Annotated in this window: 23 protein-coding genes; 14 read left to right on the top strand and 9 right to left on the bottom strand. The window is 65.6% G+C overall.

Annotated features, from left to right (window positions below):
• Nucleotides 1–74: 74 nt before the first annotated feature.
• From LV475_RS08535 to LV475_RS08490, 10 genes are all read left to right on the top strand, one after another.
• Entirely contained in the window at nucleotides 75–1757 is a 1683-nt protein-coding gene (locus tag LV475_RS08535) for an NADH-quinone oxidoreductase subunit 5 family protein (RefSeq protein ID WP_250106138.1), read from the top strand.
• Nucleotide 1758: 1 nt separating this feature from the next.
• Nucleotides 1759–2505, top strand: a complete 747-nt coding sequence (locus tag LV475_RS08530; protein WP_136865884.1) for a hypothetical protein — start codon at nucleotides 1759–1761, stop codon at nucleotides 2503–2505.
• Nucleotides 2506–2509: 4 nt separating this feature from the next.
• A complete protein-coding gene (locus tag LV475_RS08525; protein ID WP_250106137.1) occupies nucleotides 2510–5650 on the top strand; it encodes a DUF2309 domain-containing protein in 3141 nt (1046 codons plus the stop codon).
• Complete coding sequence (locus LV475_RS08520; RefSeq protein WP_058575608.1) at nucleotides 5647–5973, top strand: P-II family nitrogen regulator; 327 nt, start codon at nucleotides 5647–5649, stop codon at nucleotides 5971–5973. Before LV475_RS08525 ends, LV475_RS08520 begins: the two co-directional genes overlap by 4 nt.
• Before the next feature lie 64 nt (nucleotides 5974–6037).
• Nucleotides 6038–6877 carry a CbbQ/NirQ/NorQ/GpvN family protein gene (locus tag LV475_RS08515; RefSeq protein ID WP_250106136.1) on the top strand — a complete coding sequence of 280 codons (840 nt, stop codon included), beginning with the start codon at nucleotides 6038–6040 and terminating at the stop codon, nucleotides 6875–6877.
• Nucleotides 6878–7481: 604 nt separating this feature from the next.
• The gene (gene phnC, locus LV475_RS08510) at nucleotides 7482–8291 is read left to right on the top strand and encodes a phosphonate ABC transporter ATP-binding protein (protein WP_156573327.1); all 810 of its coding nucleotides are present in this window, start codon (nucleotides 7482–7484) and stop codon (nucleotides 8289–8291) included.
• Nucleotides 8291–9148: a phosphate/phosphite/phosphonate ABC transporter substrate-binding protein gene (phnD, locus tag LV475_RS08505; RefSeq protein WP_156575322.1), complete on the top strand. Its 858-nt coding sequence runs from the start codon at nucleotides 8291–8293 to the stop codon at nucleotides 9146–9148. Before phnC ends, phnD begins: the two co-directional genes overlap by 1 nt.
• 81 nt (nucleotides 9149–9229) lie before the next feature.
• Entirely contained in the window at nucleotides 9230–10027 is a 798-nt protein-coding gene (gene phnE / locus LV475_RS08500) for a phosphonate ABC transporter, permease protein PhnE (protein WP_156573325.1), read from the top strand.
• A 47-nt stretch (nucleotides 10028–10074) separates the two neighbouring features.
• On the top strand, nucleotides 10075–11082 hold the full coding sequence (locus LV475_RS08495) for a phosphonate dehydrogenase (RefSeq protein WP_156573323.1): 1008 nt from the start codon (nucleotides 10075–10077) through the stop codon (nucleotides 11080–11082).
• Nucleotides 11079–11603 carry a LysR family transcriptional regulator gene (locus LV475_RS08490; RefSeq protein ID WP_156573321.1) on the top strand — a complete coding sequence of 175 codons (525 nt, stop codon included), beginning with the start codon at nucleotides 11079–11081 and terminating at the stop codon, nucleotides 11601–11603. Before LV475_RS08495 ends, LV475_RS08490 begins: the two co-directional genes overlap by 4 nt.
• A 30-nt stretch (nucleotides 11604–11633) precedes the next feature.
• Here the strand turns inward: LV475_RS08490 and LV475_RS08485 are convergent, their stop codons facing one another.
• From LV475_RS08485 to LV475_RS08470, 4 genes are all read right to left on the bottom strand, one after another.
• Nucleotides 11634–12101, bottom strand: a complete 468-nt coding sequence (locus tag LV475_RS08485) for a DsrE family protein (RefSeq protein ID WP_250106135.1) — start codon at nucleotides 12099–12101, stop codon at nucleotides 11634–11636.
• Nucleotides 12102–12274: 173 nt separating this feature from the next.
• Nucleotides 12275–12547 (bottom strand): antitoxin, encoded by a 273-nt coding sequence (locus LV475_RS08480; protein ID WP_156573319.1) that lies wholly within the window; start codon nucleotides 12545–12547, stop codon nucleotides 12275–12277.
• A gap of 8 nt (nucleotides 12548–12555) precedes the next feature.
• Nucleotides 12556–12819: a BrnT family toxin gene (locus tag LV475_RS08475; RefSeq protein WP_430886870.1), complete on the bottom strand. Its 264-nt coding sequence runs from the start codon at nucleotides 12817–12819 to the stop codon at nucleotides 12556–12558.
• A 179-nt stretch (nucleotides 12820–12998) separates the two neighbouring features.
• Nucleotides 12999–14375, bottom strand: coding sequence for a DEAD/DEAH box helicase (locus LV475_RS08470; RefSeq protein ID WP_430886872.1), 1377 nt, complete (start codon nucleotides 14373–14375; stop codon nucleotides 12999–13001).
• A 303-nt stretch (nucleotides 14376–14678) separates the two neighbouring features.
• Between LV475_RS08470 and LV475_RS08465 the strand changes: the two genes are divergently transcribed.
• Together LV475_RS08465 and LV475_RS08460 are read left to right on the top strand one after the other, a co-directional pair.
• Nucleotides 14679–16550: a pyruvate kinase gene (locus LV475_RS08465; protein ID WP_250106132.1), complete on the top strand. Its 1872-nt coding sequence runs from the start codon at nucleotides 14679–14681 to the stop codon at nucleotides 16548–16550.
• 337 nt (nucleotides 16551–16887) lie between these two features.
• A complete protein-coding gene (locus LV475_RS08460) occupies nucleotides 16888–17439 on the top strand; it encodes a DUF2058 family protein (protein ID WP_250106131.1) in 552 nt (183 codons plus the stop codon).
• Nucleotides 17440–17557: 118 nt separating this feature from the next.
• Here the strand turns inward: LV475_RS08460 and rssA are convergent, their stop codons facing one another.
• The 3 genes from rssA to LV475_RS08445 form a co-directional block, all read right to left on the bottom strand.
• Nucleotides 17558–18496, bottom strand: coding sequence for a patatin-like phospholipase RssA (gene rssA / locus LV475_RS08455; RefSeq protein WP_250106130.1), 939 nt, complete (start codon nucleotides 18494–18496; stop codon nucleotides 17558–17560).
• A 254-nt stretch (nucleotides 18497–18750) separates the two neighbouring features.
• On the bottom strand, nucleotides 18751–19263 hold the full coding sequence (locus LV475_RS08450) for a DsrE family protein (protein WP_136866560.1): 513 nt from the start codon (nucleotides 19261–19263) through the stop codon (nucleotides 18751–18753).
• A 155-nt stretch (nucleotides 19264–19418) separates the two neighbouring features.
• Nucleotides 19419–19910, bottom strand: coding sequence for a DUF4174 domain-containing protein (locus LV475_RS08445; protein ID WP_169303546.1), 492 nt, complete (start codon nucleotides 19908–19910; stop codon nucleotides 19419–19421).
• A 424-nt stretch (nucleotides 19911–20334) separates the two neighbouring features.
• Here LV475_RS08445 and LV475_RS08440 point away from each other — a divergent pair, with 424 nt between their 5' ends.
• Nucleotides 20335–21558 carry an ATP-grasp domain-containing protein gene (locus LV475_RS08440; protein ID WP_250106129.1) on the top strand — a complete coding sequence of 408 codons (1224 nt, stop codon included), beginning with the start codon at nucleotides 20335–20337 and terminating at the stop codon, nucleotides 21556–21558.
• 33 nt (nucleotides 21559–21591) lie between these two features.
• Nucleotides 21592–23631, top strand: a complete 2040-nt coding sequence (locus tag LV475_RS08435) for a hypothetical protein (RefSeq protein WP_250106128.1) — start codon at nucleotides 21592–21594, stop codon at nucleotides 23629–23631.
• 27 nt (nucleotides 23632–23658) lie between these two features.
• Here the strand turns inward: LV475_RS08435 and LV475_RS08430 are convergent, their stop codons facing one another.
• On the bottom strand, nucleotides 23659–24456 hold the full coding sequence (locus LV475_RS08430) for a class I SAM-dependent methyltransferase (RefSeq protein ID WP_250106127.1): 798 nt from the start codon (nucleotides 24454–24456) through the stop codon (nucleotides 23659–23661).
• Nucleotides 24447–25793, bottom strand: a complete 1347-nt coding sequence (argA, locus tag LV475_RS08425; protein ID WP_250106126.1) for an amino-acid N-acetyltransferase — start codon at nucleotides 25791–25793, stop codon at nucleotides 24447–24449. The genes LV475_RS08430 and argA overlap by 10 nt, the downstream gene beginning before the upstream one ends.
• Between the last annotated feature and the right edge of the window lie 80 nt (nucleotides 25794–25873).

Raw genomic sequence — 25873 nt, 5'->3', positions numbered from 1 at the left:
GGCCCGGTCGGCACGCGGAAACGAGATTTTTTTGCAGCGAACTGGCACCGGCCAGTGAAAGATGGAGTCAGGACATGATCAAACTGCAATGGTTGATCCCTTTATTGCCGGTGCTCTCCGCCCTGCTGGTGCACCTGCTGGCCGGCCGGCTCGGCCGGCGGGTCGCCCAGTTGAGCGTGGGCATGGGGGTGATCACCTTCCTCGTCGCCCTCTGGCAGATCGTGGTCTTCATCACGAGCGACCAGGGCCCGAGCTGGATGGGCATCGGCGGCAACTGGGGCAGCGTCTACCTCGACCCCCTGAGCGCCACCATGGCGCTGGTGGTCTCCGGCTTCAGCCTGATCGTGCACATCTACTCGGTGCGCTACATGGCCGAGGAGCCGGGCTACGCGCGCTTCTTCATGCTGCTCGACCTGATGACGGCGTCGATCCTGCTGTTCGTCACGGCCGGTGACCTCATCACCCTGCTGATCGCCTGGCACCTGGTCAGCGTGATGATGTACTTCCTGCTCGGCCAGAACACCGAATCCCGGCCGGGCGAGCGCTATGCCTTCTGGACCTTCCTGACCTACCGCATCGGCGACCTGCCGATGGTCCTGGCGGCCGTGATCTTGTTCCAGGCCTACGGGGCGCTGGACTTCCCGACGCTGTTCGACCGGCTGATGGCCGCCCCGGACACCGAGGTGTTCGGCATGCCCGCGGCGATCACCGCGGCCGGGCTGATCGCCGTCTCGGCCTTCGCCAAGTCCGCCCAGTTCCCGCTGCACACCTGGCTGCCCTACACCATGGACGGCCCGACGCCGGTCTCGGCATTGATGCACGCGGGCATCGTCAACGCCGGCGGCATCATCATCAACCGCTTCGCCCCGGCCTTCGTCAATGCCGACGGGGTGCTGCACCTGCTGTTCGTGGTCGGCCTGCTTACCGCCGTGATCGGCTCGGTATTGATGCTCACGCAGAACGACATCAAGAAGTCGCTGGGCTACTCCACCATGGGCCAGATGGGCTTCATGATCATGGAAACGGGCGTCGGGGCGTTTTCGCTGGCCGTGTTCCACCTGATCGCCCACGGCATGTTCAAGGCGACCATGTTCCTGAGTTCGGGTGACCTGATCGGGGATGCGCGCCGCCACGACGACGTGCCGCAGAACCCGCTGTACACCTTCCTGGTCGACCGCAAGACCGGCAAGCCGACGCGACTACCATGGCTCGCCATCGGCGTGGTGACCCTGGTCGTACCGCTGGCCATCCTCCTGCTGGCGCACTGGGCGGTCTCGCCGGACTTCTTCCAGAAACAGGGCGCGATCGTGCTCCTGTTCTTCGGCTGGATCACCGGCGTGCAGGTGCTGTTCGCCACCCATCGACTGGATGCGACCAACCCGGTGCGCATGATGCTGATGATCCTGCTCTCGTTCGCCCTGATCGTGATCGGCTACAGCATCATCGGTCACACCTTCGAGACCTTCCTCTACCCGGATGCGGCCTTCCGCGAGGCGCTGTATCACGCCGCGGGGCTCGACGCGGTGACCTTCGACGGGCTGGTCATCCTGCTGGGCCTGATCGTGCTGGTCGGCTGGATCGGCAGCTATCTCGCCAGCCGCGAGGAATCCCTGTTCGGCAACCGCTTCACCGAACTGCGGCTGACGCTCTACTCGCTGATCTCGCGCGAGCTGTACATCGCCGACCTGTACGAGCGGCTGAGCCAGGCCCTGCTGGCGGGCTCCAAGCGCATCAATGTCTGGATGAGGTGGCGCTGACATGAACACGCTGTTGCTGTTGCTGGCAGGGTTCTTCCTGCCCCTGTTCCCCCTGAGCATGGCCTTCAACTGGCTGCTGGGGCGATTCAACAACCCCGTGGTCCGCGCGGCTCTGATCCTCGTCTGGCCGCAGATCGGCGTGCTGCTGGTGCTGACCGCCGGCGTGCCGCTGACCGGAAGCGTCTTCCTCTGGTGGGGCCTGATCACCGCCGCCTTCTACGCCTGGCGCCTGCTCACCGTGCGCGAACTGGGCCAGTGGGCCGCCATGCTGGCCACCTCGGCCTTCGCGCTGACCTGGGTGATGGCGGCCGACGGCGCGCGGGCGATCGACCTGCATGCCTTCGTGCTCGGCTTTGCCGTCGCACCGGCCCTGCTAGTGGCGGTCACCACGCTGCTGGAACGCCGCCTGGGCGCGGCCTACTCCGGCCTGGTCACCGGCATGGCACGGGACATCCCCCGGCTCGCCGGCCTGATCACGGTGGTGCTGCTCGCCGCGATGGCGTTGCCGATCTCGCCCGGCTTCTTCGTCATGCTCGACCTGCTGCTCGAAAGCGACCCCGCGCCGGTGATCGTGGCGCTGCTGACCTGGCTGCTGTGGAGCTGGGCCGGCACCCGTCTGCTGCGGGACACCGTCTTCGGTCCGCGTAGCGGCAAGAACGTCGCCGACCTGCCCGTCCCCCTGGCCTGGGCCTTCGCGGGCGTGATTGTCGCCGCGGTCGTGTTGAACCTGATCTGGACAGGAGTCTGACGCCATGAGCCGACTGACGCTGGGCCATCGCCTGAAAATCCGCTCCATGGTTCACATGGCCGCCGAACCCATCCCGTTCTTCTGGCCGATGCGGACCTTCATCCACCACAACCCGCTGCACGGCCTCGAGCACCTGCCCTTCGAAGAGGGCGTGCGCCAGGGCGAGCAACTGTTCCACGGCCGGGGCTTCCTGCCGCGGACCGACTACCAGCGCTATCACGCCGAGGGCAAGGTCGACGACGCCACGCTCGGCGACGACATCCGGCGCTTCCTGGCCGAGCGCGAAGCCATCGGCGACCTCGACCTCCAGGGCCTGCTGCAGACCCTGCTGTGCCGCACCCCGGAAACGGTCGGCGTGCGACTGGACCTGGCGGATGCCGACGACATCAAGTGCGCCATCGACGGCGGGACCTCCTGCGCCGAAGAGACCGCCGACATCGACGCCCTGCAGGAACGCCTTGCCAGGCAGTTCCCGCCCGAGCGGCCGCTGTACGAATCGATCGACCTCCTGTTCGGCACCGAGATCGGCACGACCCTCGACGAGCTGGTGATCAAGAGCTGCCTGGACTTCTTCGACGAAGGCCAGTCGACCCTGCAGATGCCGGGTCGCGAACACGGCTTCTTCACCGCCTGGAGCGCGCTGGCCAAGCGCAACCTGCGGTTGTTCCTGCGCGGCCTGCACATCAAGAAGATCCTCGCCCAGGACACCTCCGCCGAAGGCGTGATCGCCTACGTGCTGGGTGAACTGGGCATCGAGGAGGCGCACTGGGACGGGCTGATCACCCGCGAGCTGACCCGCCTGCACGGCTGGGCCGGCTTCATCCGCTGGCGCTCGTCGGCCAAGCGTTACCACTGGTCGCAGACCTACCCCGCCGACCTGATCGACTTTCTGGCCATCCGGCTGGTGCTGGGGCTGGCGCTGATCCGCGAGCATGCCCGCCGCAAGCGCCTGCCCGCCACCTTCCCCGAGTTGTCGCACTACCTCGAGCAACACACCGCCGAGTGCTACCTGCGCCAGGCCTATCACGGCGGCACCGTCCAGCCGGAATGGGCCCACCGCGTCGACGACGCCCTGGCACACAAGCACCCCGGCCGCATCAACCGCCTGCTGCCCGAGTACCTGCAGGCCGAGCGGATCGCCGAGACGCGCCGACAGGCCGACCGACTGCTGTCGCTGGCCGAGGCCGCCGGGCAGGCCGAGGCGCTCAAGGCACTGGACGCCAACCAGATCGACGCCCTGCTCACCCTGCTCGACGAGTTCGAGGACGGCGAGGGCATGATGTGGCTGCGCGCCATGGAGGCGGTCTACCGCAAGTCGATCCTCAACGAGATCAAGCTGCTGCCGCCAGCCAAGCGCGAAAAGCGGCCGTTTGCCCAGGCGCTGTTCTGCATCGACGTGCGTTCCGAGCGCATCCGCCGCCAGCTCGAGCACGTCGGCGACTACCAGACCTTCGGCATCGCCGGCTTCTTCGGCGTGCCGGTCAGCTTCATCGGGCTGGGCAAGGGCACCGAGCTGGACCTCTGCCCGGTGCAGATCACGCCCAAGAACGTGGTACTGGAAGTGCCCACCGGCGCGACGCAGATCGAGACCGATTTCTACTCGTCGGCCAGCCACGTGCTGCACGACGTGAAGAGTTCGGTGCTCTCGCCCTACTTCACCGTCGAGGCCATCGGCCTGCTGTTCGGCTTCGACATGATCGGCAAGACCGTCGCGCCGCGTATCTACGATCGCTGGCGCAACCGCATCGAGCCCAAGGACGCCTCGACCCGCCTGCTGATCGACAAGCTCTCGCGCGAGCAGGCCGACTCGATCGTCCGCTCGTTGCAGCGGGTGACGATCGTGCGCGCCATCGGCCAGGAGCTCGGCATCGACCGCGACGCGATCACCGACTCGATGATCCGCGAGCTGCGCGAGATCGCGATGGGCAACAAGGAAGGCACGTCGGAATTCGCCCGGCAGTTCGCGTTGAGCCCGGCCGCCGAGGCCGATTTCATCGAGACGCTGCGCGACGAGTACCGCATCAACCCGTCGTTCGTCTCCATGCAGATGGAGCGCCTGGGCAAGATCGGCTTTTCCACCGACGAGCAGGTCTACTTCGTCGGCCAGGCGTTGCGCATGATGGGCATGAAGGAAACCTTCTCCCGTTTCGTCATCCTCGCCGGCCACGCCAGCGAATCGGACAACAACCCCTACGAGTCCGCGCTGGACTGTGGGGCCTGCGGTGGCGGCCACGGCCTGGTCTCCGCGCGCGTGCTCGCGCAGATGGCCAACAAGTCGGAGGTGCGTCGGCGCCTGGCCGAACAGGGCATCCGCATCCCGGATGACACCTGGTTCGTCCCGGCGCAGCACAACACCACCTCGGACGAGATCGTCCTCCATGACCTGGACCTGCTGCCGACCAGCCACCTGGTCTACATGGAGCGCCTGCGCAACGGCCTGCGCGCGGCCAGCCGCCTGTGCGCCGCCGAACGCCTGCCGACGCTGGAGGACGGCGTCGACCCGAACCTCGACACCACCACGGCGTACCGCCACATCCAGCGCAACACCAGCGACTGGACCCAGGTACGCCCGGAATGGGGCCTGGCACGCAACGCCGCGGTGGTCGTGGGCGGCCGGCACCTGACCGAGGACATGAACCTCGACGGGCGCAGCTTCCTGCTGTCATACGACTACAAGCTCGACACCAAGGGCCGCCTGCTGGATACCATCCTCTCCGGCCCGTTGATCATCGGCGAGTGGATCAACCTCGAGCACTACTTCTCTGCCGTCGACAACGAGGGCTTCGGCAGCGGCTCCAAGGCCTACCACAACGTCGCCGGCCGCTTCGGCGTGATGACCGGCAACCTGTCCGACATCCGTACCGGCCTGCCCTCGCAGACGGTGCTCAAGGACGGCCGCCCGTACCACGAGCCGCTGCGCCTGCTGGTGATCGTCGAGGCGCCGGTACCGCACGTACTGGCCGCCGCCGGCCGGGTACCCAAGGCACTGAGCCTGATCGTCAACGGCTGGATCAACGTGGTGGTCGCCGACCCCGAGAGCGGCCACCTGCACTTCTTCGATCGCGGCGAATGGCACGACCTGGGACCGGCACCCCAGCGGGCCAAGCAACTGGAATCCATTGACGCAGAGGAGAGCCCTGCATGAGCAATCTCAAACTCAACCCGCTGAAGAAGCTCGAGATCATCATCGAGGGCGAGCACCAAGAATTCGCCACCGACCTCCTCGACCGCGCTGACGTCAAGGGCTACACCATCGTCGGCAACCTGTCCGGCAAGGGCAGCCAGGGCTTCCACGAAGGCCACCTCATGTTCAACGAGGACGAGGTGCTGATCATGATCATCGCCGCCGTTCCGGAAGAACTGGTCGAGCCGCTGCTCGAAGGCTTCGCCCCGTTTTTTGACAAGCACAGCGGTGTGGTCTTCGTCTCCGACATCCAGGTCAGCCGACTGGTTAAGTTCAAGGGCTGATCGCGGTAGCATTGCGACCCAGCCGTCGCCACCGACACCCCAACACCGAATCGAGAGCGCAAACATGTTGTTTGATCAAAGCCCCCAACAAGGCACCAGCAGCGCGGACGCCGACCAGTACCGCATCCAGACCGAGCCCTACTACCGCCCGGTCCACGACGAGATCGAGCTGTACGACGCCGCCTACAAGGCCCGCATGCCGATGATGCTCAAGGGCCCGACCGGCTCAGGCAAGACCCGCTTCGTCGAGTACATGGCCTGGAAGCTGCAGCGTCCGCTGATCAGCGTGGCCTGCAACGAGGACATGACCGCCTCCGACTTGGTCGGCCGCTACCTGCTCGACAAGGACGGCACCCGCTGGCAGGACGGCCCGCTGACCACGGCCGCCCGCATGGGCGCGATCTGCTACCTCGACGAGATCGTCGAGGCCCGCCAGGACACCACGGTCGTCATCCACCCGCTGACCGACCACCGTCGCGTCCTGCCGCTGGAGAAGAAGGGCGAGCTCGTGGAGGCGCATCCCGACTTCCAGATCGTGATCTCCTACAACCCGGGCTACCAGAACCTGATGAAGGACCTGAAGCAGTCAACCAAGCAGCGCTTCGGCGCGCTGGACTTCGACTACCCGGACCCGGACACCGAGACCGAGATCCTTGCCCACGAAACGGGTGTAGACCGCGACACCGCCGGCAAGCTGGTAGAGATCGCCCAGCGGGCGCGCAACCTCAAGGGCCACGGCCTGGACGAGGGCATCTCCACCCGCCTGCTCGTCTACGCAGGCCAGCTGATCGCCAAGGGCGTCGACCCGCGCGATGCTTGCTCCATGACCCTTGTCCGTCCGATCACCGACGACCCGGACATGCGCGATACCCTCGACTCGGCGGTCGCCGCCTTCTTCTCCTGACGTCGCAGGCCCGCCGAATCCACAAACGCCCAGCCGATTAAACCGGCTGGGCGTTTTTTTTGTCAGATCATACGACCCGCCGGTAGCGCGTCAGCACGAATTGCACGGCCACGACCTGTCCGGCCTAAAGACGTGTCGGATGCGCGCTGTCGCCAGTCGGTCCACGAACGATCACCGGCGAAAAATCACCTGGGACATCTAACGCGCGCGTCAGATTGTGTCCATCCCCCCCGTCAACGTTTGTTCCAGCAGCGCGATCGCAATTGCCTGATGCGGATTTCCACACCCACGGACTCAATGCCCGGGAAAAACGCGACCTACTCAACAAGCACCTCGAACGGCGGTTTCCTCATTGCCATCGAATGCACCTCCATCATGTCGATCTCGAGCGACATGCTGCCATCTCGACAAACACGACAACTGAGTTAGCACTTATTTCTTAAGCCTCCAAACCCGGGGTAGTCACGAACATCCACCACGGCCATCAAGCTTCATCCCCTGGTCATCCGCCCGTCACGGCGTAGTCACATCTACCCCATAGCCTGAACTCAATTCGGTTTTCGAATCGAATCTAGGTTTTGATTCAAACTAAGTGGAGGCGAGCATGATCCGACTCAATCAGGTCAGCGTGACCTACCCTGGCGGCTTCACCGCCCTGCACCCGACGGACATCGAATTCCGTCGCGGTGAGTTCACGGTCCTGCTGGGCGCCTCCGGCGCCGGAAAGTCGACCCTGTTGCGCTGCCTCAACTACCTCAATGTCCCCAGTAGCGGCCATGTGCATGTGGAAGGGATCGGCGAATTGAAGCGGCGCTCGGCACTCCTGGCCCACCGCAGACGTACCGGAATGATATTTCAGCAGCACCAGCTGATCGGCCGCCTCAGCGCGTTGCGCAACGTACTAACCGGCCGGCTCGGTTATCACGGCACTTGGCGCAGCCTGGTTCCATTACCTCCTGAAGACCAACGTATCGCACTACAGGCCCTCGATCGCGTGGGCCTGATGGCGAAGGCTCTGGAACGGGTCGACTCACTCTCAGGCGGCCAGCAACAACGCGTCGGGATTGCCCGAGCGATCGCCCAACGGCCGCAGATGGTCCTCGCCGACGAACCCGTCGCCAGTCTCGATCCCCACACGTCGGTGCAAGTACTGGGACTCATTCGCGGGGTCTGCGCCGAGGATCACATCCCCGCCGTGGTGAGCCTGCATCAACTCGACCTGGCTCGCCAATTCGCCGATCGCATTGTCGGCATCGCAGCCGGACGGGTCGTCTACGATGGCGCACCCGCCGGACTCAGCGATCTCCACCTGGAAGCCATCTACCGCCGTGACCCGACCCGCAGCAGCGAGGCCACGGCCGCCCCTTCCACCACAACCGAGTTCCCCCTGAACCTAGCAACGGAGAAATCGTGATGAAGAAGCTCTTCGCAGGACTGCTTACCGCCGCCACCCTCATGACCGGCGCAGCCCACGCAGCGCCGCAGGCCGACCCCGATACCCTAAAGGTTGCTCTGCTGCCGGATGAAAACGCCGCCACCATCATCAAGAACAACAAGCCGCTCCAGGACTACCTCGAAGATCGCCTGGACAAGGAAATCGAACTGGTTGTCACCACCGACTACTCCTCGATGATCGAGGCCATGCGTCATGGCCGGCTCGACCTTGGCTACTTTGGTCCGCTCTCCTACGTGCTGGCGAAACAGAAGAGCGAGATCGAGGCCTTCGCAGCGATCAACAAGGGCGGCAGCACTTCCTACCACGCCGTTCTCATCGGCAACGTCGAAGCCGGTGTTGAAGACTACGAAGACATCACTGGCAAGGATGTCGCCTTCGGTGACGTCGCATCCACCTCGAGTCACCTCATCCCCAAGGCCATGATGGCCGAACAGAAGATCAGCCATGAGGGCGATTACGAGGAACACTTCCTCGGCTCCCACGATGCAGTGGCCATCGCCGTCATGAACGGCCGAGCTCAGGCCGGCGGTTTGAGCCAGCCCATTTACAACTCGCTGGTTGCCCGCGGGATGGTCGACGAAGACAAGGTGAGCGTCATCGAGGTCTCCAAGCCGTATCCGCAGTATCCGTGGACCATGCGCTCAAGCCTGGCACCGGAAGTCAAGGAGCGCATTCGCAACGCCTTCTACGATCTGGAGGACCCGGCGGTACTCAAGCCGTTCAAGGCAGATGCCTTCGAGCCCATTTCCGACAGCGACTACGACGTGGTGCGTGAACTCGGCCAGCTCCTCGACCTGGACTTCTCCAAGATGTAATGCGAAACGGAGTCGGCGCTCGTGTGACCGCCGGCTTCCCTCGTTCGAACGAACAGGAAACTCCACAGGTATTTCGTCGCCATGCAAAGCGAACACGATGCAGTACTGCTCCAGCAGCGACAAACGTTTCGCCGCGGCAGCATCCAGTTGCTGGTTGTCGCCACGGTAATCACCATCTGCTCCATTTACGTCGGTCTGTTCGACGGCGCGCGTCTGGCAGAGGGCATCCCGAGCATGATCAGCCTGATCGGCGAGATGTTCCCGCCCGACTTCCAGAATGCTCGCGACTGGGTCGAGCCGCTACTCGACACACTTGCCATGAGTGTCGCCGGCACCGCTCTCGCCGTGACCTTCTCCGTCCCCCTGGCCCTGCTGGCCGCGCGCAACACCACCCCCCACCCAGTGGTCTACCAAGTCGCCCGCGCCATTCTCAACGGATTGCGCTCCATCCCGGAACTGATCATGGGGATCATCTTCGTCGCCGCGGTCGGTTTTGGCGCGCTCCCTGGCGTCCTGGCCCTGGGACTGCACTCGATCGGGATGGTGGGCAAGTTTTTCGCCGAGGCCATCGAGCACGTTGACGAGGCACCAGTCGAGGCAACCCGCGCCGCCGGCGCCAACGGTCTGCAAGTGATCTGGCACGGCATCCTGCCCCAGGTGCTGCCGCAAATGGCGGATGTTTCCATCTATCGCTGGGAATACAACTTCCGCGCTTCCACCGTCATGGGGATGGTCGGCGCCGGGGGCATCGGCTTCGAGCTCATGGGCTCGCTGCGCATCATGCAGTATCAGGAGGTTCTCGCGATTCTCCTGGTGATCCTGGTGATGGTGACCATGGTCGACGCCCTGAGTGCCGTACTGCGCCGCAAGTTCAAGTAACACCACCGCGGCGCGCGAGCCGCCTGTTCCCACATCGGAGTCTATCCATGTCCAAACCCAAAGTCGTCCTTACCCACTGGGTCCACCCCGAGGTGATCGAGCTACTGCAGACGCGTTGCGAGGTGGTCGCCAACCCCACCCGGGAAACGCTGTCCGCCGAAGAAATCCGTCGACGCACCGCCGATGCCGACGCCATCATGGTATTCATGCCCGACAGCATCGATACGGCATTCCTGGACGCGTGCCCGCACCTGCGCGTAGTCGGGGCGGCCCTCAAGGGGTACGACAACTTCGACGTCCAGGCGTGCACCCAGCGCGGCATCTGGTTCACCATCGTGCCGGATCTGCTCACCGTGCCCACGGCCGAACTGACCATTGGACTGATGCTGGCCGCCGGGCGACGCATGCTGGAGGGAGATCGTTTCGTTCGCAGTGGCGAGTTCGCGGGCTGGCGCCCCCAACTGTATGGCACCGGCCTGGCCGACACCACCGTGGGCATTATCGGCATGGGCGCGGTGGGCCGCGCCATCGCCAAACGCCTGGCCGCCTTCGACACCCGCATCCTCTACACCGACCCGGTGCCGCTGAGCCGGCAAGAAGAGGCGGCGTGGCAGGCCGAAGCAGTGGCACTGCCGAAGCTGCTTTCCCGCAGCGACTACGTGATCCCCATGCTCCCGATAAAACCCGAGACGCTTCACCTGATCGACTCCGATGCCCTGGCGCAGATGCGCGACGGCACCATCCTGGTCAATGCCTGTCGCGGCTCAGTCGTAGACGAGGCGTCCGTCGCACAGGCACTGGACACCGGCAAGCTCGCCGCCTACGCTGCGGACGTATTCGAATTGGAGGAATGGGCGCGGCCGGAACGTCCCCGAGAGATCCCGCCCGCCCTGCTGGAACATCCGCACACCTTCTTCACCCCGCATAGCGGTTCGGCAGTCGATGCCGTTCGGCGTGACATCGCCCTCGAGGCGGCACGCAACATCCTTCAGGCCCTCGCCGGAGACCGGCCACATGGTGCTCTCAACGACCCGCAGGTACGGAAAGGCGCGTGAACCTCAGACATCTGGAGAGCTTCCTCGCGGTACTCCGACACGGAAGCTACCGAGAAGCCGCAACGCGGACAGGGACGTCACAACCCGCCCTCTCCCAACACATCCGCAAGCTCGAGGCCGAACTGTGCGTCGGACTGATCCAGCGTCAGCACAGTGGATGCAAGCCCACCCCGGAAGGGTTGGCACTGGTCCCCTACGCCGAAAGCCTGTTACGTACCGAAAAGCGGGCGCGTGCCCACTTCCGGGACCGTTCGTTGGGTATTGGCGCGGGCACCAACATCGGCGTGTACCTGTTGCCTGCCTATCTCAAGGATTTCCGCACCCGGAAACCGGAAACGGAGATCGAGATGACCGTCGACAACAACCCCGCGATCGCCCGGCGTCTCGAAGAAGCACAGATCGAAGTAGCCATCATGGAATGGTGGGACGGACGCCGCGGCTTCACCGCACATCCGTGGCGACGCGAGGAACTCGTGCTGATAATCCCACCCGCGAAAAAGGGGTCAGAACCCTTTAAATAGAGCCGACGGGGCCTCTCGAGAACCCGACGATCACTTCATGTAGGCATAGCCCTGGTGCTGCAACTCGATGATCTCGGCGTCGGCCATGGGCACCACCTTGACGAAACCATGCACGTCCTCGGGCGCGACGTCGTGCAGTGCCGCGGCAGCCGCGCACATGCGGTACTCGATATTGCCGGCCACGGTGAGCGATTGCGCGCGCTCCATCAGCTCCTTGTTCTCCTCGTACTTCTCGTGAGTGAACAGCGGGATCTCGTCGCCGTGCAGGACCACGACGATATGCGCGTCGAAGACATCGCCGGCGTATTCGTTGTTCAGGTGACTGACCCGGCCGATGATGCTGTTGAGCGCCTCGGCATCCTTTGCCGCCACGTCGTAGACGACCTTGTCGGGCTGGTAGTCCTTCTCGTTCAGCTCGGCCGTGCCCCAGGGGCGGTTGTCGCTGGCCATCGCAATGGCCGGCATCAGGCAGGCAAACAGCAGGGCTCGCTTGATCATCGCTTCCTCCGTGAATCCTCGAGGGATTGTTGTGTGCTCCCATCCGACGGTAGCCGACCCCACGGGCAATACCAATTACTTTGTCTGTTATTCGATAACGGCCTACCCAACCGGCCACGCGCAGCAAAAAAAACGCCCGACCGGTTGGTCGGGCGTTCGTCGTCTGCGGACGATCAACCGTCCTCGTGCAGACGCCCCTCCACGTACTTGTGCAAAATACTGGAGACCAACGTCTGGTAGGGAATGCCCTCGGCCAACGCCTTCTTTTGCAGCCCCCTCAGATCCGTCGATGACAGTCGGATGTTGATCCGAGCGTCTTTCCGAAAGGTCGCCTCGGCGTAGGTCTGGTGACCCTGCTTGATCTCGTCCGCCTGCTCCGCACGCTTTAGGGCGCCTGCTTCAAAGGCCTCGAGAACCTCGCGTTCTTCATCATCCAATCGGTTCATATCAGACCTCACAAATACGTCTTCGTCGCCTTCCGGCTCGGAATCACGATCTTCAGGAAGACCTCGTCTTCCGTCTCGACGAAGGGAACAAGAACAAGGTAAGCGTAGCCCTCGATATCGACCACGTGAATTCTTTGTCCCGGATAGCGGGCCGGGTTCGGGTGATCGAATGTATCCAGAATCCCGCCAGCACCAATGTGGTACACCACGTCTTCGAACGAAACGTTTCGCTCTTCCTTGAGCAACCGATTCTTCGACGGATTCCATGTCATCGTTCTCATAGCACGAAAGCAGCACAACGTGTGCTCAATGCATTCACATCAGCGATTCGTCCGCCACGGGTTGTTTCATCCGAATGGCGAACCCGCATCAGAACGAGCAACGCCCGGCTGGACAGCCGGGCGTTTCATTCCGTGATCCTCGATCTCGGCCGAGGATTGAGGGGTGCGGATCAGCGGTTGCCGCTGCGACCACCGCCGCCACGACCGCCACGGCCACCGGGACGACCGCCCGGGCCGCGACCGCCGCCACCGGGGCCACGGCCCTGGCCGCGTCCCTGGCCACCGCCGGGCCCACCGCGACCGCCACCGCCGCCGGGTCGACCACCGCCGCCACGACGGCCGCCGCCGGCATTGTTGCGACCGTTCGGGATCGGCTCGGGCTTGGCGTTCGGGTCCGGCTCGAAGCCGGGCACGACGTGGCGGGTGAACTTCTGCTTGGTCAGGCGCTCGATGCCGGCCAGGAGCTTGTGCTCGTCGATGCAGACCAGCGAGATCGCCTCACCGGATTCGCCCGCGCGACCGGTGCGACCGATGCGGTGGACGTAGTCCTCGGCCACGTTGGGCAACTCGAAGTTGACCACGTAGGGCAACTGGGCGATGTCGATGCCGCGCGCGGCGATATCGGTGGCCACCAGTACCCGGATGCTGCCGTTCTTGAACGATTCCAGCGCCTTGGTCCGGGCCGTCTGGCTCTTGTTGCCGTGGATAGCCATCGCCGGGATGTCGCGCTTGGAGAGGTACTCGGCCAGGCGGTTGGCGCCGTGCTTGGTTCGGGTGAACACCAGTACCTGCTGCCAGTCCTGGTCGATCAGCAGTTCGGCGAGCAGTTCGCGCTTCTTGTCGCGATCGACCTCGTAGACCGACTGGCTGACCGCCTCGACGGTGGTGTTGCGCGGGGTCACGGAAATTTCCGCCGGGCTATCCAGCAGCTTGCCGGCCAGGGTGCGGATCTCGTCGGAGAAGGTGGCCGAGAACAGCAGGTTCTGGCGCTGCTCCGGCACGATCTTGAGGATCTTCTTGATGTCGTGGATGAAGCCCATGTCGAGCATGCGGTCGGCTTCGTCCAGCACCAGGATCTCGACCTTCGACAGATCGACGGTGCCCTGGTTCTGGTGGTCCAGCAGGCGGCCCGGCGTGGCGACGAGGATGTCGACGCCGCGCTTGAGCTTGTCGATCTGCGGATTGATGCCCACGCCGCCGAACATGACCATCGATTTCAACGGCAGGTGGTGACCGTAATCGAGCACACTCTGCTCGACCTGGGCGGCCAGCTCACGGGTCGGGGTGAGGATCAGCGCGCGGATCGGGCGCTTGCCGCCCTTGTGGCCGCCTTCCGGGTGAGTCGCCATCAGGCGTTCCAGGAGCGGCAGGGTAAAGCCGGCGGTCTTGCCGGTGCCGGTCTGCGCGGCGGCGAGCAGGTCGCCACCGGAGAGAACTTCCGGAATGGCCTTGGCCTGGATCGGGGTCGGGGTGGTGTAGCCGCGTTCTTCGATCGCGCGCTGGAGTTCCGGGCGGAGGCCCAGTTCTGAAAACAACATAGAGATGATTTTCCTTGGGAGACGCTAGGCGCATGGAGGCCATGGCAAACATGGCGTCTCGAATGGCGTGGCGTTTCCCGTCACACGGTCCCGGGGAGGGAGCGCACGCCAGTCGGCAAGGAAAACGCGGGGTGATGACGTGTCGTCGGACAGGGCATCGATGATGAAATCGGCAGGACTGGTCAGACCGAGGCGGCGCATACTAGCACGTTCGCGGCGGGGTCAACGCTTTTTCTCGTGGGAGTCGTCGCTGCCATCTACCCGTCATATCGGGATGGTATCGATGGACCTCCCAGGCAGGAGGTGCCGCTCATGTGTATCGCCACCCGATCCCCGATATCCGAATGCTCCATCGACTGGCTGCTCGACCAGCTCATCGGCCTGCGCGAACGGGTGCTCGACCAGGCCCGCCGGTGGCTCGAACGCGAACTGGGCGATCCGGTTCTCGCCAGCGAGAGCAGCTGGAACCTGGCCTGCTATCTTGCCCTGCGCTCCGAGGACCTGCGCGAGCTGCAACCGCTGCTGGCGGCCCACGGCTTATCCTCCCTGGGGCGCAGCGAATCCCACGTCGTGGCGACGCTTGATGCGATCATCCACCTCCTCGGTCTCGCCTCTGGCCGGGACGTCAATGCCGAAGCCGGCTCGGCGACACGCTTCCTCGCCGGGGAGCGAACGCTCGAGAGCAACACCCGGCGCCTGTTCGGCATCGAGCCCCCACACGGGGTGCGCATCATGGTCACGTTGCCCACCCAGGCCGCCGATGACGCGGACCTGATCGAGGACCTGCTGTGCGCCGGCATGACCTGCGCCCGGATCAACTGCGCGCATGACAGCGCCCGCGAATGGAGCCGGATGATCGCCAATCTGAAGGCGGCCCGCGAACGTTGTGGGCGGGAATGCCGGGTATTCATGGACCTCGCCGGGCACAAGGTACGCACCGGCGACATCCGTCGTCGCCACAAGGCGCTCGAGATCGACTGGGAAGGCAACCGGGCCCCGGTGGTCGAGATCAGCGACGGCTTTCTGCGCTCGGAGGCCGTGGGCAAGGGACGCAGGCGCAACTGGCACCTGGCGCTGGATTCCGCCGTGATCGACCGACTCCACGATCACCAGGAACTGTACTTCGTCGACGCGCTGGGCCGGGAACGGCGCATGCGCCTCGCCGCGTCGGGCACGACGCGCTTCTTCCGCGCCGCGCTCGACGGCCCGGCGCACATCGACCAGACAACCGTGTTCCACGACCCGGCCACCGGCGAACAGTTCGTCGCGCGGGGATTCGACACCCGCCCGGCCAAGGTGCGCGTCTTCGAGGGCGACCCGCTGCGACTCTCCGCCGACCCGACGCCGGGCGAGCCTGCCCGCATCGACCCGACCGGCAACATCCTGGAGCCCGCGCGGGTGCCTTGCGCCGAGCCGCGCGTATTCGAACGCCTCACGGACGGCGACATGGTCTGGATCGACGACGGCAAGATCGGCGCACGTGTCAGCCAGGTGGATACCGACGGCGCCCTCCTCACCATCGAGCATGCCGCCCCGCAGGGCCGGTCGATAAAGCCCGACAAGGGGCTCAACTTCCCCGACACCCCGCTCAATCTGCCCGCCTTGAGCGACAAGGATCTCGCCGATCTCGATTTCGTGGTCCGGCACGCGGACATGGTGGGCTTCTCCTTCGTCGAATCCGGCGACGACATGCGAGTGCTCATGGCCGAACTGGACGCGCGAGGAGCCGCGGGGATGCCGATCGTCGCCAAGATCGAGACCCGCCGAGCCGTGTCCAACCTGCCGGAAATCATGCTCGCCGCGCTCGACCGGCGACCGCTGGGCATCATGATCGCCCGCGGCGACCTGGCCGTGGAACTGGACCCCGAGGCGATGATCGAGGCTCAGGAAACCCTGCTCTGGTTGACCGAGGCGGCACGCACGCCGGTGATCTGGGCCACCCAGGTGCTGGAGACGCTGGCAAAGAAGGGCAGCATCTCGCGCCCCGAACTCACCGACGCCGCGATGGCCGAACGGGCCGAATGCATCATGCTCAACAAGGGGCCCTACATCGAACGGGCCGTACGCATCCTGGTCGAGATCGTGCAGCGCATGCACCGTCATCAGCACAAGAAGACCGCGCAGCTTGCGCCGCTGCAATGCCTGATCCGGCCGGACGACCCCGCCGAACGCGCCGCGCCGTGATCCCTGCGAGGGAAACTCTGCACGAATGCCATACCACTGAAGCGCGCCTTGAGCCGGGCCGATGCAAGGCGCTCGTCCGCCGCGGAAGGGTGGTTCTCGCATCCTCGGACGACAACGCAGCCGATGTCCGGCTCAAGATGCGCCCTGCGTGGCCTGGCGAGTCGCCCGTGCTCTGCATTGCGATGTCTGGACGTGGCCACCGGCACGCCGGCGACATCGCGCCTTGATCACGAACGACTCGCCAGGCCAGAGTGGCATGGCATTCGTGCAGAGTTTCCCGAAGCGGGCGTGCTGGTAGACTGCCGACCCGTTTCACCGACCGGCATCGCGAACCATCATGAGCAAGGCATCGCTTCAGGATCAGTTACTCAAGGCAGGCCTGGCCAAGAAGGGCGGCAAGCAACCCAAGCAGAAGAAATCCGCCTGGGGACGCGTCAGTCGCCACGACAAGGACGCGAACACCAAACCGCCTGCCGAGATCGAGGCGGCCAAGAAGGCCGCCGCCGAGAAGCTCGAGCGTGAGCGCCGCCAGGCGCGCGAAGCCGGGGCGCGCCAGCGCGAGGCCGAGCAGCGCCGCGCCCAGCGCGCCGAGATACGCCAGCTCATCCTCGATCACGCCGAGAAACTGCCCAGCCACGGCGAGCCGTTCCACTTCGCCGACCAGTTCCGCGTGTTGAGCCTGCCGGTCAACGCCCGCCTGCGTCGCGGCCTGGCCACCCGCAAGCTGCGACTGGCCACCTGGGACAAGCGCTACTACATCGTGTCGGCGCAGACCGCCGAGAAGATCGCCCAGCGCGACCCGGCCTTCCTGGTCGCCCTGCCCTCCGGCGGGGAGATCCGCGACGAGGCCTACGCCGAACATCAGGTGCCGGACGACCTGGTCTGGTGACGGGCCGGGAGAAACCAGACGTCAGATAGCAGGGATCAGAAAGGGGGCATTCGCTGCCGGAATTTCCCAGCCCTCTCCCCTCTGACATCTTTCCTCTACCGTCTTCCCTCTGGCCTCGTCAACCTGACGTTCCGCCCACCTCCGGGACGAGGTCACTGCCATCGAGCGCCCGCTCGGCGGCCTTGCGGCCGACCTCGATGGTCTCGGCGGCGCGCTCGAACTCGAGCAGGCCGATGTGCGAGAGCTTGGGCGAGATCAGCAGCTCGGGCGGATCGCCGGCCATGCGGCTTCTTGTGATGCGGTCCTGCATGATGTTGATTGCGCCGGCCATCACGTCGAGCATGCCGGGCGTCGGTTCGTCCTTGCCGCGCTCTTCCAGCCACTTGCCGATCCGGCCGTCGAGGAAGCGCTCGTCCAGGCCGTCGACCCACTTGCGCAGCCCGCTGTCGTTGTCGGTGTCGTGGCGCGCCGCCCCGCGGATGTCGCGGATGTGACGGCCGACCAGGTCGCTGTTGAGGTTCACCGCGATCACCACGTCCGCACCCAGCGCGCGGCACAACGAGACCGGCACCGGGTCGGTCAGCCCGCCGTCGACCAGCCAGCGGCCCTGGTTGCGCACCGGCGACATCAGCCCGGGCACCGCGATCGACGCGCGCACGGCATCCATCAGGCTGCCCTCGCGCAGCCAGACCTCGCGACCAGCCTCGAGATCGGTGGCGACCGCCGCGAACGGCACGCGCAGCGTCTCGATATCGACGGGCTCGACCTGCTTGGCTAGCGAGCGCATCAGGTTATCGCCCTCGATCAGCCCGCCACCGAGGCGCACGTCGAGCAGGCGCATCACGTCCCAGGAGCGAATGCCGCGAGCCCAGGCCTCGAGCTTGTCCATCGACTCGCCGGCGTACCCGGCCCCGACCAACGCGCCGATCGAGCAACCGGCCACCATCGCCGGACGGATGCCGGCCGCTTCCAATGCCTGGATCACGCCGATGTGCGCCCAGCCACGGGCCGCCCCGCTGCCCAGTGCCAGGCCGATCGTCGGTTTGCCGTCGGTCATGGTTTCGTTCCTCTCGTTCCATCGAAAAACCCGCCCTGAAGGCGGGTGATATCCGGCAGTGCCGTTCCCGGGAACGGACGGCGCGGATTCGATGCCGCTCTGCACGCCTTGAGCCGGGTAGATGCAAGGCGACCGTTCGCCGTGGAAGGGTGATTCCCTTTCCAAGAACGGCAACGCAGCAGATGCCCGGCTCAAGACGTGCCCGACGGGGCTCTATGAGCCAGAGTGGTATCGAACCCGCGCCGGCCGTTCCCTTAATCGTACACGGGGATCAGGGCGTAGCCGTTGTTCTGATAGCCCATCAGCGAGATAAAGCCGGAACGCACCGGCTCGATGCCCGGCAGCAGGGTGTCGTTGTCGACGTTGAACGCCCGCGTGGCGCCATTGCAGGCCTCGATGCGCACCCCCAGGTCCTGCAGGGTCTCGATGCTCCGGGCGATGCTGGCCAGCGCGTCGCCATAGTCGGCCTCGGTCTCCATGGTCGGCTCGGTGTTGATGAACTTCACCGAGTGGGAGATGAACACCATGACCAGATCGGCCTGCACGCCCTCCTTCTCCAGGTTCTCGACATTGGTGATGATGGCCTTGAGGTACATGTCGAGCGCATTGGGGTTGGACTTGCGCACGTCGTAGACGGCCTTGATGTTCTCCAGACCACCGATGGCGGCGCGGTTGTGCAAGTTCTCGGCGGCCACGGTCGGCGCGAGCGCAAGCGCGGCCATGGCGAGACCGGCGGCCCGAAGAAGACGGGTGACACGACGGATCATGGGATTCCTCCTTGATGGGGCCGATTGATGGGGCCGACAAAACCAAGCCGGCAAACGATTAGCCTCACCTGTCATCCTTGCGCGATGCGTCACTCGAATCAATATCCGCTCAATCGAATTTTCTGATTCCGGTCATGTCGAGCGATATGCCGGTCTCAGTCGGCGCAGTCGTCCGGTTCGCGCGCCATCTCGGCCCGCCGCATCGGCATGCGGTCGATCAGCGACCAGATCGTCTCGAGCGAGTCGGGACGGCCGCGGTACTTTTCTTGCCCGTCCAGCCCGAACAGCACCAAGGCGGTCTTGTCCCCGGCCGACCATCCCACCTGGTCGCGGACATCCCCCGCTGCGCTCTCGTCCAGCCGCGTCCGCTCGACCTGGGCCTCGTCGGTCCCGCCGAATCGGCGCCACACCCGGCCATCCGCGCCGATCGTCAGCCAGTGGATACGTCGTTCGGCCATCGCGCAACGCGCCGCCAGCAGCCGCTCGGCCCAATCATCGGCAGACCCGTCCCCGTCGACGAGCACGAGCGGGCGCACCTGCCACGCGAGTTCCTCCCAGTAGTCACCGGCCCAGGCAGAGGGGGCCACGACGCTCAGGGCGGTGGCGAGAACGGCGAGCAGAGGAACGGTCCGGCTGGTTCGAGTCATGGAGGCTCCGGCGTACTGGATCAGGTAACGAGGGTAGACCTGAACCCGCCGACCGTCTTGGCGGCAACAAGTCCCGGGTACAGGGGTTCCGGGGCGCCAATATCGGCGGGCCACTCGATATCCGGTCCGCGTAGCCATGCCTTGTCGACTAGGCTCTATGCCTGAGGGAAACTCTGCACGGATGCCATACCGCTGAAGCGTGCCTTGAGCCGGGCGGATACAAGGCGCTCGTCCGCCGTGGAAGGGTGATTACCGCATCCTCGGACGACAACGCAGCAGTGCCCGGCTCAAGGCGCGCCCAGCCAGAGCGGCATGGCATCCGTGCAGAGTTTCCCTGGCTTTCCCGATTCGCGCGGCACAAATGGACGTGCCGGTAAGCCCGTGTCGGCTCGACATTCCATTTCGCACGAATCAGAGGTACCCCATGGAGAAGAATCCCGACAAAGGTTTTGTCGCGCTGCTCGGCTGGTCGCTCAACGCGGTCGAGGCCGCCGAGACCTTCGATCGCCGCTACGTCGTGGTCGCCCCCGACTGGGCCGAGGAATATTGCGAGAAGCACGACATTCCCTACATCCCGTGGAACTTCGAGCGGCTGAACGACCGCTCGATGGAGATCGCGCACACCCTGCAGGAAAAGGGCGTGGACGTGGCGATCCCGCTCTACGAGGAGACGGTCGAATGGGCCGGGGCGATCAACTCCGTGCTGCTCGACAAGCCCAAGTTGTTCGGCCAGGCCATGCTGTTGCGCGACAAGGCGCTGATGAAGCGTCGCGCCCAGCTGGGCGGCATTCGCGTGGGCATCTTCGAGGAGGCCCACGACAAGGAGGACGTGGTGCGTTTCCTCAAGCGGGTCAACCAGACCCTGCTCAAGCTCGACGGCGATCCCAACGACCCGATCCACCTCAAGGCCTTCGACAAGGCGGGCTGCCTGGGTCACCGCGTGATCCGGACGCCCGACGAGGTCGATACCATCCCGGACGAGGAATTCCCGGTATTGATGGAATCCCATCTCGACGGCTGGGAGTTCGCGGTCGAGGCCTGGGTCCACAACGGCAAGATCCGCTTTCTCAACATCTCCGAGTACGTCACGCTGGGCTATTCGGGGTTCGTACCGGCCACCCCGGAGCTGGAAAAGTACCGCGAGCAGATCACCGCCCAGATCGAGAAGCTGATCAAGACCTTCGACATCGAATTCGGCTTCGTCCACCCGGAGTACTTCGTCACCAACGACGGCGAGATGTATTTTGGCGAGGTGGCCTACCGCCCGCCGGGCTTCAAGGTCTTCGAACTGCTCGAGCGGGCCTACGGTTTCAACGCCTACCAGGGCCTGATCCTGTCGTTCGACCCCAAGACCACCGAGAAGGAAATCACCGCGTTCTTCCCCAAGGAAGTCGTGGACGCCAAGGGCGTGGCCGGCTGTTTCGGCGTCTACCCGCGTCGGCGCGTGGTCAGCAAGCTCGAGATGCCGGCCGAGACCGAGGACCACCCCTACTTCGAGTCGCATGAACTGACCCCGCCGATCGAAGAAACCGTCACCAAGCGCACGGCCTTCGGCACGCACTGGGGCCTGATCTACTTCTTCGGCGACGATCCGCACACGATGCGCGACCTGCTCAAGCGCCAGGAGGACCTGGACTTCTATGTATAATCCGGCGGCAATTCCCGGGGATGAGGTTCCCACGTGACCAGCGACGTCGACGACCAAGCGCCCGGGGCCCTCCTGCCCGGCCTTCTGCAACGACTCGACGAGGCGATCGAAGCCCTCGACTCCGCGCCCGATTTCTCCAAGCCCACGCGGCTCCGTCGGGTGTTGGACGGGGCCAAGCGGGTGCTGCTGCAGGAAGGCGGCCCGGCGGCCATCGAGGCACGTGCCCAGGCCATCGAGGCCGCCGGCACCTTCACCGGCTCGGACTGGGCCTGGCCCGAGATCCTGATCCCGTCGCTCTCCGCGCATGCGCTGGGTAGCCATGATGCGGATACCGTGGTGATCGAGGCCCTCAGTGACCTGCGCATCCTCGCGGTAGCCCGGGGCGCCTACCTCCATCCCACGCTCTCGGCGGAGAACGCCCACCATCACCTCACCCAGGTGCTGGCGATTAACCTGCAACGGCTGTTCATGCCGCCCAGCGAGGCCGAGCGCGAGAGCCAGGGACGGCTCGCCCAGCTCGCTCGCGCCCTGCTCGGCCACCTGGCTGAGCGGATCGGCTACGAGCACATCGTCGACCAGTTGATCGAGGAGATCTGGCGGATCCTGCAGCAACGGCCGATCCAGACCGAGCCGGTCAAGCAGATGATCACGCAGATCGCGATCTGCCAGGCCAACCCCGACATCGACCTCGGCAGCAGCGGCCAGGGTGCCGACCGCCTGGTCAGCAGCCTGTTCGGCCCCACCCAGGCCTGCCGCGAGGACCCCGGTGTCGAGATCTACCGCGACCGGCTGGAACGCATGGACGGCGTGGCCCTGCAGAACGAGGCGACCGGGTTCGCGCGGGCCATGCACGATACCGGGCTGGTCTCGCCCTACCACGCCGTGCTGCTCCGCCATCTGGCCGATCACGGCGATCACCTGCTGTCCGAGGCCATGGGGCTGTCGTCGACCGGCCGGGACTGCCTGCTGTGCTACAGCGAGCTGGTGCACGCGCTGATCGACCAGGCGGTGTTCGCGGAGACGGCCCAGGCCATCTACGGGATGGCCCTGATGCTCGAGCGCGGCATCCTCTACCAGCCACCGGTGGCCCCGGCCCTCTGGCGCCAGCTGAGCCTGCCACTGTCGGCCTGGTCACGCGAGCGCCTGGCGATCGCCTTCGGCGAGACCGTGCCGCCACGGACCCGCCTGCTGGAAGGGGTGCTCTGCATGCTGGGCCAGCCGCTGGGCGTGGGCCAGGGCAACAACCCCACCTGCCAGTCGGCCCGCGCCCTGTCGATGTGGGCCTACAACGACCCCGACTACCTGCTGCAAATGGTGGCCTGGGCGGCGCGCGACGACGAGATCATCATCCACTTCGAGGGCCAGCCGATCTCCTCGATGGCCTCGCTCAGCGGCGTCGCCACCACCCTGCCGATCGACCTCGATCCGGTGTCCCTGCTGGTCGTACCGCACCTGGACCGCATCTACGCCGAGATGGGGCGTCGCTGCATCGGTCGGGAGGGCGACCCGCACCGCTGGATCAACCCGGAGTTCCACGGTTGGTGGTCCGGGCGCGGCTTTCGCATCAACGTGGACGTCGCCACCGGCAAGCTCGAGTCGCTGGAGGACTTCCTGCGGCACTTCTACGCGAGCTACCACCCCTACTTCAACGGCAACCAGCCGCTGATCCACCCGCAGCCGATCGGCATCGCCGCGACCGACAGCGCCGCGCGCTTCATCGGCTGGCACGCGATCACCCTGTTGCGGGTGTCACTCGACCCGCAGGACGTCATGCGGGCGTATTTCTACAACCCCAACAACGACAGCGGCCAGAACTGGGGGGATGGCGTCGAGGTGAGCACGGCCGGCTGCGGCGAGCGCTTCGGCGAGTCCTCCCTGCCGTTCGAGGAATTCGCCTCGCGTCTGTACATCTTCCACTACGACCCGCTCGAGCACGGCGAACTCGCCTCGGTACCGCAGGAATCGCTCGACCGCGTGATCGCGATGGTGCACCGCACCTGGGGCGCCGATCGCATCCCCGACGAGCACCTGACGCTCAACCTCGACAGCCCGGCAACCGGCACCGAGGCCTGACTCTTCCGGGAGTCGCCCCGGGCCTGATCAACCCAGGTAGACGTCGAAGCGCAGTCGCCCGGAGCGATAGTCGATGTCCGGGGTGGTCGCATCGATGGTGGGGGCGCCCGGCGGGCGCTTGACCACCCAGCGGGCACCGGGCTGGGTTCGGGCCCAGGCAAACAGGGCCGCGGCGTCCGGGTCCTCGCCCACCAGCTGGTGGAAGATACGCATGGGCTTTTTCACCAGCGCCGATTTCTTGCGCTCCGGGAACATCGGGTCGAGGTACCAGACCGTCTCCTCACTAGCGTGAAGCGCCGGCGGTTCGGCGCCCAGCACATCGCCGAACACCGGTTCGATCCGTGCGGCGATCGCTGCCAGCGCCGGATCCTCCGCCGCTCGCTCGATCGCATCGGTGAGCAGCAGCCAGACCACCGGGTGGCGCTCGACGGCCGTCACCTCGCAACCGCCGCTCGCCAACGCCCAGGCATCCCGCCCCAGCCCGGTGGTCAAATCCACCACCGGCGGCCGATAGCCGCCCTTCCAGCCGGTCGCCCGCGCCAGGGCATCCTTGCGCGCCAAAGGCCGGGCAAACCGTGGGTCGGCGGCAAAATCGATCACCAGCGGGTGCGAACCCAGGTCGGGATGGTCGCGGGGGGGAATCAGGCCGATGCGGCCCTGATCGATGGCGAGCGTGAAGCGGGCCGGCGAGTCGCCGGGCGCCTCCACCCAGTCGAGCCCCCGGGTCGCGACAAACGCCTGCAGGCGCCCGGCCGCAGCCCCATCCACCTCGGGGCGACAGGCGACCACCGGCAGCGAGGCTACAGCGAGTTGTCCTATAGCCACTTGCGGAAGATCCGCGAATTGCGCTTGAGGTTGTAGAGCGCGCGGCGTTCGGCGGGCAACCGGTCCAGGCTTTCGTCGGCATAGCCCCGCTCGCGGAAGAAGGCCATGGTCTGGGTCGACAGCAGAAACAGGGATTTCAGGCCCAGCGAACGCGCCCGACTTTCCATGAAGCCAAGCAGGCGCGCCGCCCGACCGCCGCCCTGGTAGGAGGGGTGCACCACCAGGGCGGCCAGTTCGGCGGTACCGTCCTCGGGGAAGGGGTAGAGCGCGGCGCAGGCGATGATGTCGCCGTCGCGGTCGATCACGACGAAGCGATCGGTCTCGAGCTCCAGCTGCTCGCGCGAGCGGCGCACCAGCACGCCGGCCTGCTCCATCGGCTCGATCAGCGCGAGAATCCCGCCGATGTCGTCCAGCGTCGCCGGGCGGATGCGCTCGTAGGGCTCGCTGGTGATCAGCGTGCCGCAGCCGTCGCGGGTGTAGAGCTCCACCAACAGCGCCCCGTCGACCTCGCGATCGACCAAGTGGATGCGATCCACGCCCTTCGAGCAGGCGCGCACGGCGCTGTGCAGGTGCAGCTGGAACTCGGTCGACAGCTTGTCGCCTTCCCGGTCGAGCAGGCCTTCGACCTCGGAAAGGCTCATCGCGGTGGGCAGGTCGTCGAGCGGGTCGGTGAGAAAGATCAGCTTGTCGGCCCCCAGGGCGACGGCCATGCTCTCGGCGACGTCCTCGGCGCGCAGGTTGAACAGCTCGCCGGTGGGCGAGTAGCCGATGTTCGACTGGACCACGATCGAGCCGTCGCCGAGCGCGTCGCGCACGCCGTCGACGTCCACCCGGCGTACCGCCCCGGTATGGCCGAGATCGACCCCGTCGATCACGCCCATGGGCCGCGCGGTGACGAAATTGCCGGTCAGCACCCGCTGGGCCAGCCCCGAGCCCGAGGCCAGGCTCAGGCGCGCCGAGAGCCAGGAAATCACGTCGAACTGCACCGCGCCGACCGCCTCGGTGAGCGGATCGATCATCTCGGGCTCGGTCACGCGCAGGCCACCGTGGAACCGCTCCTCGAAGCCCGCCGCCTGAAAACGGCGATTGATCTGCGGGCGGGCGCCGGGCACCAGCACCAGGCGCACGCCGAGGTCGGCGATCAGCACGATGTCGCGGATCAGCCGCTCGAAACTGGCCGGCTCGTCGAGCGCCTCGCCGCCGAAGGCGAGCACGAAGACGTGATCCTCGTGCTCGCGGATGTAGGGCACGGCGTCACGCAGCCCCTGCACCAGCATGCGGGCCGCGCCCGTCGGTTGGCAGGTGCCGGGAGGGGTTGGCGTCGAGGGATCGTTCACGATGGCGCTCCATGCAAGTCTTGACGCCGAGGATAACGCAGAGTGGGCATAGGGGCAGGCCATCTAGCCACTCCCCGGTC

The organism is Guyparkeria hydrothermalis (genome assembly GCF_023555375.1).
Taxonomy (GTDB): domain Bacteria; phylum Pseudomonadota; class Gammaproteobacteria; order Halothiobacillales; family Halothiobacillaceae; genus Guyparkeria; species Guyparkeria hydrothermalis.
Note: the sequence above shows the minus strand (reverse complement) of the source record. Positions and strands in the feature narration are given on the sequence as shown.